Genomic DNA, 8,712 nt, shown 5'->3' on the forward strand with positions numbered 1-8,712 from the left:
GCACTCAACTGGGAGATTCGTCGTGGGCTGGATCTATCTTCTACTCGCTGGGCTCTTGGAGATTGGCTGGCCTGTAGGCTTGAAAATGGCCCAAGTACCCGAGACTCGCTGGACTGGCATTACAGTCGCAGTGCTGTTCATGTGTGCAAGTGGCGCGCTTCTATTTCTCGCCCAGAAGACAATCCCAATTGGCACCGCCTATGCTGTCTGGACGGGGATTGGGGCCGCCGGCACTTTTCTAGTTGGGGTTATGTACTACGGCGATCCAACATCCCTCTTGCGTTACGTCGGTGTTGCTCTGATCGTGGCTGGGGTTGCCACCTTGAAGCTGGCGCATTGAGCGCTAACAATTCGTCCAAGCCGACGCCGCTTCGCGGCGCGGCTTAACTCAGGTGTTAGGCCTCGCCGAAGCGAAAGATCGCTACTTGAAGTGTTGACGCCTTTGTTTTAAAGTTTCGCGTCTATCTTTCTGATTTTGTTAAAAAATCAGACTTTGATTAATCATGTTAGACGTCAGAGGTATTTTGACTTAAACGCCTCTGAGGTCGAATTAACGTTAGCCACCAAGAAGGTGCCATGAAAACATTTGCCGCATATGTAATTATCGCGTGTCTTTCGAGTACGGCATTAGCTGGTTCAATTACAGAAAATACGTCTTGGAACAAAGAGTTCTCTGCCGAAGCCGTCAATGGTGTCTTCGTGCTTTGTAAAAGTAGCAGTAAATCCTGCGCTACCAATGACTTAGCTCGTGCATCAAAGGAATATCTTCCAGCATCAACATTTAAGATCCCCAACGCAATTATCGGCCTAGAAACTGGTGTCATAAAGAATGAGCATCAGGTTTTCAAATGGGACGGAAAGCCAAGAGCCATGAAGCAATGGGAAAGAGACTTGACCTTAAGAGGGGCAATACAAGTTTCAGCTGTTCCCGTATTTCAACAAATCGCCAGAGAAGTTGGCGAAGTAAGAATGCAGAAATACCTTAAAAAATTTTCCTATGGCAACCAGAATATCAGTGGTGGCATTGACAAATTCTGGTTGGAAGGCCAGCTTAGAATTTCCGCAGTTAATCAAGTGGAGTTTCTAGAGTCTCTATATTTAAATAAATTGTCAGCATCTAAAGAAAACCAGCTAATAGTAAAAGAGGCTTTGGTAACGGAGGCGGCACCTGAATATCTAGTGCATTCAAAAACTGGTTTTTCTGGTGTGGGAACTGAGTCAAATCCTGGTGTCGCATGGTGGGTTGGGTGGGTTGAGAAGGAGACAGAGGTTTACTTTTTCGCCTTTAACATGGATATAGACAACGAAAGTAAGTTGCCGCTAAGAAAATCCATTCCCACCAAAATCATGGAAAGTGAGGGCATCATTGGTGGCTAAAACAAAGTTAAACATCATGAGGGAAGTGGTGATCGCCGAAGTATCGACTCAACTATCAGAGGTAGTTGGCGTCATCGAGCGCCATCTCGAACCGACGTTGCTGGCCGTACATTTGTACGGCTCCGCAGTGGATGGCGGCCTGAAGCCACACAGTGATATTGATTTGCTGGTTACGGTGACCGTAAGGCTTGATGAAACAACGCGGCGAGCTTTGATCAACGACCTTTTGGAAACTTCGGCTTCCCCTGGAGAGAGCGAGATTCTCCGCGCTGTAGAAGTCACCATTGTTGTGCACGACGACATCATTCCGTGGCGTTATCCAGCTAAGCGCGAACTGCAATTTGGAGAATGGCAGCGCAATGACATTCTTGCAGGTATCTTCGAGCCAGCCACGATCGACATTGATCTGGCTATCTTGCTGACAAAAGCAAGAGAACATAGCGTTGCCTTGGTAGGTCCAGCGGCGGAGGAACTCTTTGATCCGGTTCCTGAACAGGATCTATTTGAGGCGCTAAATGAAACCTTAACGCTATGGAACTCGCCGCCCGACTGGGCTGGCGATGAGCGAAATGTAGTGCTTACGTTGTCCCGCATTTGGTACAGCGCAGTAACCGGCAAAATCGCGCCGAAGGATGTCGCTGCCGACTGGGCAATGGAGCGCCTGCCGGCCCAGTATCAGCCCGTCATACTTGAAGCTAGACAGGCTTATCTTGGACAAGAAGAAGATCGCTTGGCCTCGCGCGCAGATCAGTTGGAAGAATTTGTTCACTACGTGAAAGGCGAGATCACCAAGGTAGTCGGCAAATAATGTCTAACAATTCGTTCAAGCCGACGCCGCTTCGCGGCGCGGCTTAACTCAAGCGTTAGATGCACTAAGCACATAATTGCTCACAGCCAAACTATCAGGTCAAGTCTGCTTTTATTATTTTTAAGCGTGCATAATAAGCCCTACACAAATTGGGAGATATATCATGAAAGGCTGGCTTTTTCTTGTTATCGCAATAGTTGGCGAAGTAATCGCAACATCCGCATTAAAATCTAGCGAGGGCTTTACTAAGCTTGCCCCTTCCGCCGTTGTCATAATCGGTTATGGCATCGCATTTTATTTTCTTTCTCTGGTTCTGAAATCCATCCCTGTCGGTGTTGCTTATGCAGTCTGGTCGGGACTCGGCGTCGTCATAATTACAGCCATTGCCTGGTTGCTTCATGGGCAAAAGCTTGATGCGTGGGGCTTTGTAGGTATGGGGCTCATAATTGCTGCCTTTTTGCTCGCCCGATCCCCATCGTGGAAGTCGCTGCGGAGGCCGACGCCATGGTGACGGTGTTCGGCATTCTGAATCTCACCGAGGACTCCTTCTTCGATGAGAGCCGGCGGCTAGACCCCGCCGGCGCTGTCACCGCGGCGATCGAAATGCTGCGAGTCGGATCAGACGTCGTGGATGTCGGACCGGCCGCCAGCCATCCGGACGCGAGGCCTGTATCGCCGGCCGATGAGATCAGACGTATTGCGCCGCTCTTAGACGCCCTGTCCGATCAGATGCACCGTGTTTCAATCGACAGCTTCCAACCGGAAACCCAGCGCTATGCGCTCAAGCGCGGCGTGGGCTACCTGAACGATATCCAAGGATTTCCTGACCCTGCGCTCTATCCCGATATTGCTGAGGCGGACTGCAGGCTGGTGGTTATGCACTCAGCGCAGCGGGATGGCATCGCCACCCGCACCGGTCACCTTCGACCCGAAGACGCGCTCGACGAGATTGTGCGGTTCTTCGAGGCGCGGGTTTCCGCCTTGCGACGGAGCGGGGTCGCTGCCGACCGGCTCATCCTCGATCCGGGGATGGGATTTTTCTTGAGCCCCGCACCGGAAACATCGCTGCACGTGCTGTCGAACCTTCAAAAGCTGAAGTCGGCGTTGGGGCTTCCGCTATTGGTCTCGGTGTCGCGGAAATCCTTCTTGGGCGCCACCGTTGGCCTTCCTGTAAAGGATCTGGGTCCAGCGAGCCTTGCGGCGGAACTTCACGCGATCGGCAATGGCGCTGACTACGTCCGCACCCACGCGCCTGGAGATCTGCGAAGCGCAATCACCTTCTCGGAAACCCTCGCGAAATTTCGCAGTCGCGACGCCAGAGACCGAGGGTTAGATCATGCCTAGCATTCACCTTCCGGCCGCCCGCTAGCGGACCCTGGTCAGGTTCCGCGAAGGTGGGCGCAGACATGCTGGGCTCGTCAGGATCAAACTGCACTATGAGGCGGCGGTTCATACCGCGCCAGGGGAGCGAATGGACAGCGAGGAGCCTCCGAACGTTCGGGTCGCCTGCTCGGGTGATATCGACGAGGTTGTGCGGCTGATGCACGACGCTGCGGCGTGGATGTCCGCCAAGGGAACGCCCGCCTGGGACGTCGCGCGGATCGACCGGACATTCGCGGAGACCTTCGTCCTGAGATCCGAGCTCCTAGTCGCGAGTTGCAGCGACGGCATCGTCGGCTGTTGCACCTTGTCGGCCGAGGATCCCGAGTTCTGGCCCGACGCCCTCAAGGGGGAGGCCGCATATCTGCACAAGCTCGCGGTGCGACGGACACATGCGGGCCGGGGTGTCAGCTCCGCGCTGATCGAGGCTTGCCGCCATGCCGCGCGAACGCAGGGGTGCGCCAAGCTGCGGCTCGACTGCCACCCGAACCTGCGTGGCCTATACGAGCGGCTCGGATTCACCCACGTCGACACTTTCAATCCCGGCTGGGATCCAACCTTCATCGCAGAACGCCTAGAACTCGAAATCTAACGTCCGTTCGGGCATCGAGGTCCATGTCGGGGTGGGACGGGCCCGTGGCTTCAAGATCACTTGCAGTCCGACCGCGATGTCTTGGTTGCGCGAGAGGTTGTCGATATCCTCCACTTCCATCATCAACCCTGGATAATGCCGCCGCCGTCATCGCCGCCGACGCCCGTGCCGGGCTTTTCGGGCCTGTCAGGCTTGCTCGGCCTTCAGCCTGCCTGGGCGAGATCTCCGGCGGACGGATTAACGGCGGAGCTTCGCCGCCTTTCGTGCGTGTGAAGGCCGAAGATAGTTCTCTCAAAAACATCCGTTTATGAGAGATACCAAATGTCATTTTCAGAAGACGACTGCACCAGTTGATTGGGCGTAATGGCTGTTGTGCAGCCAGCTCCTGACAGTTCAATATCAGAAGTGATCTGCACCAATCTCGACTATGCTCAATACTCGTGTGGGCTCTGTTGCAAAAATCGTGAAGCTTGAGCATGCTTGGCGGAGATTGGACGGACGGAACGATGACGGATTTCAAGTGGCGCCATTTCCAGGGTGATGTGATCCTGTGGGCGGTGCGCTGGTATTGTCGCTATCCGATCAGCTATCGCGACCTTGAGGAAATGCTGGCGGAACGCGGCATTTCGGTCGACCATACGACGATCTATCGCTGGGTCCAGTGCTACGCCCCGGAGATGGAGAAGCGGCTGCGCTGGTTCTGGCGGCGTGGCTTTGATCCGAGCTGGCGCCTGGATGAAACCTACGTCAAGGTGCGGGGCAAGTGGACCTACCTGTACCGGGCAGTCGACAAGCGGGGCGACACGATCGATTTCTACCTGTCGCCGACCCGCAGCGCCAAGGCAGCGAAGCGGTTCCTGGGCAAGGCCCTGCGAGGCCTGAAGCACTGGGAAAAGCCTGCCACGCTCAATACCGACAAAGCGCCGAGCTATGGTGCAGCGATCACCGAATTGAAGCGCGAAGGAAAGCTGGACCGGGAGACGGCCCACCGGCAGGTGAAGTATCTCAATAACGTGATCGAGGCCGATCACGGAAAGCTCAAGATACTGATCAAGCCGGTGCGCGGTTTCAAATCGATCCCCACGGCCTATGCCACGATCAAGGGATTCGAAGTCATGCGAGCCCTGCGCAAAGGACAGGCTCGCCCCTGGTGCCTGCAGCCCGGCATCAGGGGCGAGGTGCGCCTTGTGGAGAGAGCTTTTGGCATTGGGCCCTCGGCGCTGACGGAGGCCATGGGCATGCTCAACCACCATTTCGCAGCAGCCGCCTGATCGGCGCAGAGCGACAGCCTACCTCTGACTGCCGCCAATCTTTGCAACAGAGCCCGCCGTGCTAGTCTGCTCGGTGATGGTGGAGTGAAGCCAACCCGCAATCGGGTTATGAATCTGCATCGCGATTCGCAATCAGCTGTCTCTTGAGCATGTCGAACTCCTGCGATGTTATCTCGCCGTGCTCGTGCTGCTACACCAACTTGTCCAACTCATCCGCCACACCGCTCCCCACCACCTGCGATGGCCAGGTTGTTTGCTGGGCGCATTGGCGGAGTATCGTCTCGACCCGGGACACCCACACCGGCACAACCTTACGGGAGTGATTCACTGTCAAAGAATCGGCCCGGTGCTCTGACGCAAGTATCGGGATGGTCACCATTTGTAAGCCGTAGACCTGAGTGGTGATCAAGACTTCGATACCACCGACCGTACCGGTACTAATCGACGACGGTCGTGTTCGTCGCCTGCCGCAGGGACTCTGCACACCTCCGTTTACGCATGTGCCTGGAGGAGTTGGAAATCGTCGTGTTCGGGAAACATTAAACACAGGATGGCAGCGATCTGAGCCAGCACATGATCAGCTAGCTCACCATCCGGATCGACGGCCCACTGCATCGTCGCGCCAGCGATGACCGAGTGCAGGAGCAACTCAGCTGCCGCAGGAGCACCTGGGGGCAGTCGCTTGCGGATCCCCTCCACCACCGCGCGGTTCCGCTGGATCGCAAGCGTGCGTAGCTCCGGCACCTGGAGCTCGTACCAGGAGATGAGATAGTTCACCGAGAAGTCGTTGCGAGTGTTCATGCTCCGAACGAGCACCTGCAAAAATTCCCAGAGCCCTTGCGGCCCTGCGCCTATCGGTATCGCATTCAGGTAATGCCGCACCTGCTCGACGCCGCGCTCCATCATCCTCACCAGCAGCGTATCGCGGTTGGTGAAGCGCTGGATTAACGCTGCGCGGGAGAGCCCCACCTCCTTTGCTACTCCGCTGAGCGTGAACTCTATGGGACCGCAACGCTTCAGCACTACGGTGGCGGCCTCGAGTACCTCGTCATCGGACTTGAGCTTGGGGCGGGGCATCAGTGTTCACCTTCTGTATGGGTTGGGGCGGAGGCTGTGGCTGCCGCCGCCATTGTAGCAAATTGAAGACGGAGCGAGAGTAGAGCCACGAGCCCCGCAAACACGGCCGATACAACGAGGCCAGGGAGCGGACCAGCAAGGTCGACAAACGCGCCGGCCGCAAGCATAACCATGGGCGAGGCTGACAGCATCACCGCCGAGACCGTGCCGAGTACCCGGCCGAGAAGTTCTGGCGGCGTGCGGTTGTAGATGGCAGCGTTGAGAATGGGAGAGACTGAGCCGGTCAGCAGTCCCACGAGCGCGCCCAACAACATCAGCACCGGCACGCCTGGCAACTGTGAAAGCAGAAGCGAGCCCACCGCAGAGCCACAAAATGCCACCGCCAGCCAGTTCTGCGCTGATATCCGGGCGCCGACCGACGCATGAATGGCAATGCCAAGGAGACCACCAGCCCCCATCATTGAGGAGAACAGCCCGAGCTCTGCTACTTGGCGTCCTGCATCTACAAACAGCGCAGGCATGATGACGCTGCCGTTGGCGCCAACGATGCCCACGAAGATCATCACTATACCAAAGAGAGGGCGCAGCAGGGGTTCGCTCCAGAGAAAAGCGACGCCGGCGCGCATGGAGAGAGTCGCCGTCGTGGTCATCGTCCGAGCGGCACGCGCGGGAAGCACCCACGCGCCGAGCAGACCTGCAAGGACGGAGCAGAACGCCGTCAGCCCGAGCGTTGGCGCAGCGCCAAGCAGGCCGATTGCGGCCCCCCCAAGGGCCGGGCCACCTAGAATCGCGACGTTCCCGATCACCGCTTTCAGTGACGAGACGCGCTCAACGGAGAGCCCGGCGACGTGGCCGAGTTTGGGCAGCTCACTGTCCTGCGCGGCCATACCGGGTGCGTCGAACGCGGCACCGAGCACCACGCAAGCGATCAGCCCAGTGTTCGAGAGGGCGCCAACGGCATCGAGCAGTGGGATGCTCGCCATGGCCACGCCGCCCACCACACCCGAGATCAATGCGACGGGCGCGCGCCCGAACCGATCGACGAGGCCACCACCAACCCACGCGCCGATGATGGTCGCGATGACGCTGCTAGCGGCCGTGGCGCCCGCCCAGGCCGCGCTCTTTGTATGAGACAGGACGAACCATGGAAGCGCGAGGGCCGCCACCGCGTTGCCGATCCGGAAGAGAAAGGTCGCCGCGAACAGCGTCGCGAGCGGGCTATATCGACGTTCGCTCATTCCGCTGCGGCGAGCTGCGCCTTCGCCGCAGCGAGGTACTCTTCGTTACCCGAGTCGAGGGCGAAGAGTGCGTAGGTGACCGCCCCGAACGCAAGGCGCTCCGCGATGTGGTGGGCGAGCCGCGGCCACACCCGGCCACCGGCCGCTTCATACGTGAGGAGGAGCTTCGCGAGCCCCTCTTCACCAAAGACCATAAGGTGCGCGGCCATGTCGATGGCAGGGTCATCAACGCGGGCCTCGCTCCAGTCGATCATCCCGCTGACGCGCTCCGTGTTGTCGATGAGCACATGGCCCACGTAGAGATCGCCATGCACCACCACGGAGAAATCTGGCCACGACGAATCGTCGTCGAGCCAGCGCTGCCACCGGTGGAGGCGCTTGTCGTTCACCACGAACTCGCGTCGGACGCGGTCAACGTCGTCGGCCACCTTCTGACGGGCCTGCGTCGGTGTACGGATGAGCATCCCCGCATCCACGGCGGCGGAAATGGGGACGGCATGCAGGGCGGCGAGCGCGGTCGCGAAGCTCTCCGCGAAGACCTCCGAGTCCTGCGGCACGACCCAGTCGGGCGTGGACGAACCAGGCTGGATGACCATCGCAGTCGAGTCTTCGAGCATGGGATAGGCAACGAGCTCGGCGTTGGCCACGCGCCAGTCCGGCACCGCGAACGGCAGGCGATTCTTGAGCATTGCCAGCACCCGCGCCTCTGGTTCGACCTTCGCGCTTACCTCGGCTCGGCGCGGGATGCGCAGCACCCACCGACGTCCATCGTCGACGGTGGCGATCACGATCCTATAGTCGAGCCCAAGCTCATTGACAGTCAGCGGGCCATGGAGCTTGAGCCCATGTCGGGCTGCAAGTGCGTACAGTTGGAAGGTATCGGCGGTCGTGACTACGGTCATGATTCACTCCTGAGGGCTTGACGGGTTTAGCCACCTAAATATAACAGTCACGTCGGTTATATTCAAG

The 8,712-nt window shown here is 58.0% G+C and carries 11 protein-coding genes and 1 pseudogene; 9 read left to right on the forward strand and 3 right to left on the reverse strand.

Features of this window, described 5'->3' with window-relative positions:
* From ACU696_RS20980 to ACU696_RS21020, 9 genes and pseudogenes are all read left to right on the forward strand, one after another.
* The coding region (locus tag ACU696_RS20980; protein WP_447343236.1) for a DMT family transporter at positions 1-340 on the forward strand (340 nt) is incomplete at its 5' end.
* 236 nt (positions 341-576) lie between these two features.
* Positions 577-1,377 (forward strand): oxacillin-hydrolyzing class D beta-lactamase OXA-10, encoded by an 801-nt coding sequence (locus ACU696_RS20985; RefSeq protein WP_000846390.1) that lies wholly within the window; start codon positions 577-579, stop codon positions 1,375-1,377.
* A gap of 16 nt (positions 1,378-1,393) precedes the next feature.
* Positions 1,394-2,185, forward strand: coding sequence for an ANT(3'')-Ia family aminoglycoside nucleotidyltransferase AadA1 (aadA1, locus tag ACU696_RS20990; RefSeq protein ID WP_001209508.1), 792 nt, complete (start codon positions 1,394-1,396; stop codon positions 2,183-2,185).
* A 163-nt stretch (positions 2,186-2,348) separates the two neighbouring features.
* The gene (locus tag ACU696_RS20995; RefSeq protein ID WP_000679427.1) at positions 2,349-2,696 is read left to right on the forward strand and encodes a quaternary ammonium compound efflux SMR transporter QacE delta 1; all 348 of its coding nucleotides are present in this window, start codon (positions 2,349-2,351) and stop codon (positions 2,694-2,696) included.
* Entirely contained in the window at positions 2,690-3,529 is an 840-nt protein-coding gene (gene sul1 / locus ACU696_RS21000) for a sulfonamide-resistant dihydropteroate synthase Sul1 (protein WP_000259031.1), read from the forward strand. Before ACU696_RS20995 ends, sul1 begins: the two co-directional genes overlap by 7 nt.
* 127 nt (positions 3,530-3,656) lie before the next feature.
* Positions 3,657-4,157 carry a GNAT family N-acetyltransferase gene (locus ACU696_RS21005; protein WP_000376623.1) on the forward strand — a complete coding sequence of 167 codons (501 nt, stop codon included), beginning with the start codon at positions 3,657-3,659 and terminating at the stop codon, positions 4,155-4,157.
* Between the two features lie 320 nt (positions 4,158-4,477).
* A pseudogene (locus ACU696_RS21010) lies at positions 4,478-4,546 on the forward strand (EAL domain-containing protein); the annotation flags it as partial.
* A gap of 117 nt (positions 4,547-4,663) precedes the next feature.
* Entirely contained in the window at positions 4,664-5,428 is a 765-nt protein-coding gene (locus ACU696_RS21015; protein ID WP_001389365.1) for an IS6-like element IS6100 family transposase, read from the forward strand.
* Positions 5,429-5,593: 165 nt separating this feature from the next.
* A complete protein-coding gene (locus ACU696_RS21020; protein WP_031942717.1) occupies positions 5,594-5,833 on the forward strand; it encodes a hypothetical protein in 240 nt (79 codons plus the stop codon).
* An 87-nt stretch (positions 5,834-5,920) separates the two neighbouring features.
* On the opposite strand, the gene mphR(A) is transcribed toward ACU696_RS21020, so the two are convergent.
* Genes mphR(A) through ACU696_RS21035 form a run of 3 tightly spaced genes read right to left on the reverse strand, consistent with a single transcriptional unit; the run spans position 5,921 to position 8,645 of the window.
* Complete coding sequence (mphR(A), locus tag ACU696_RS21025; RefSeq protein ID WP_001137892.1) at positions 5,921-6,505, reverse strand: macrolide-binding transcriptional repressor MphR(A); 585 nt, start codon at positions 6,503-6,505, stop codon at positions 5,921-5,923.
* Entirely contained in the window at positions 6,505-7,743 is a 1,239-nt protein-coding gene (gene mrx(A), locus ACU696_RS21030; protein ID WP_000004159.1) for a macrolide resistance MFS transporter Mrx(A), read from the reverse strand. Before mrx(A) ends, mphR(A) begins: the two co-directional genes overlap by 1 nt.
* Positions 7,740-8,645 carry an Mph(A) family macrolide 2'-phosphotransferase gene (locus ACU696_RS21035; RefSeq protein WP_000219387.1) on the reverse strand — a complete coding sequence of 302 codons (906 nt, stop codon included), beginning with the start codon at positions 8,643-8,645 and terminating at the stop codon, positions 7,740-7,742. The genes mrx(A) and ACU696_RS21035 overlap by 4 nt, the downstream gene beginning before the upstream one ends.
* Between the last annotated feature and the right edge of the window lie 67 nt (positions 8,646-8,712).

The sequence above is a fragment of the Providencia sp. PROV_01 genome (assembly GCF_053098325.1).

What these genes read in the sequence shown, in the direction of transcription:
- ACU696_RS20985 (WP_000846390.1), top strand. Translation starts at nt 577, where the DNA reads ATGAAAACATTTGCCGCATATGTAATTATCGCGTGTCTTTCGAGTACG.
- aadA1 (WP_001209508.1), top strand. Translation starts at nt 1,394, where the DNA reads ATGAGGGAAGTGGTGATCGCCGAAGTATCGACTCAACTATCAGAGGTA.
- ACU696_RS20995 (WP_000679427.1), top strand. Translation starts at nt 2,349, where the DNA reads ATGAAAGGCTGGCTTTTTCTTGTTATCGCAATAGTTGGCGAAGTAATC.
- sul1 (WP_000259031.1), top strand. Translation starts at nt 2,690, where the DNA reads ATGGTGACGGTGTTCGGCATTCTGAATCTCACCGAGGACTCCTTCTTC.
- ACU696_RS21005 (WP_000376623.1), top strand. Translation starts at nt 3,657, where the DNA reads ATGGACAGCGAGGAGCCTCCGAACGTTCGGGTCGCCTGCTCGGGTGAT.
- ACU696_RS21015 (WP_001389365.1), top strand. Translation starts at nt 4,664, where the DNA reads ATGACGGATTTCAAGTGGCGCCATTTCCAGGGTGATGTGATCCTGTGG.
- ACU696_RS21020 (WP_031942717.1), top strand. Translation starts at nt 5,594, where the DNA reads ATGTTATCTCGCCGTGCTCGTGCTGCTACACCAACTTGTCCAACTCAT.
- ACU696_RS21035 (WP_000219387.1), bottom strand. Translation starts at nt 8,645, where the DNA reads ATGACCGTAGTCACGACCGCCGATACCTTCCAACTGTACGCACTTGCA.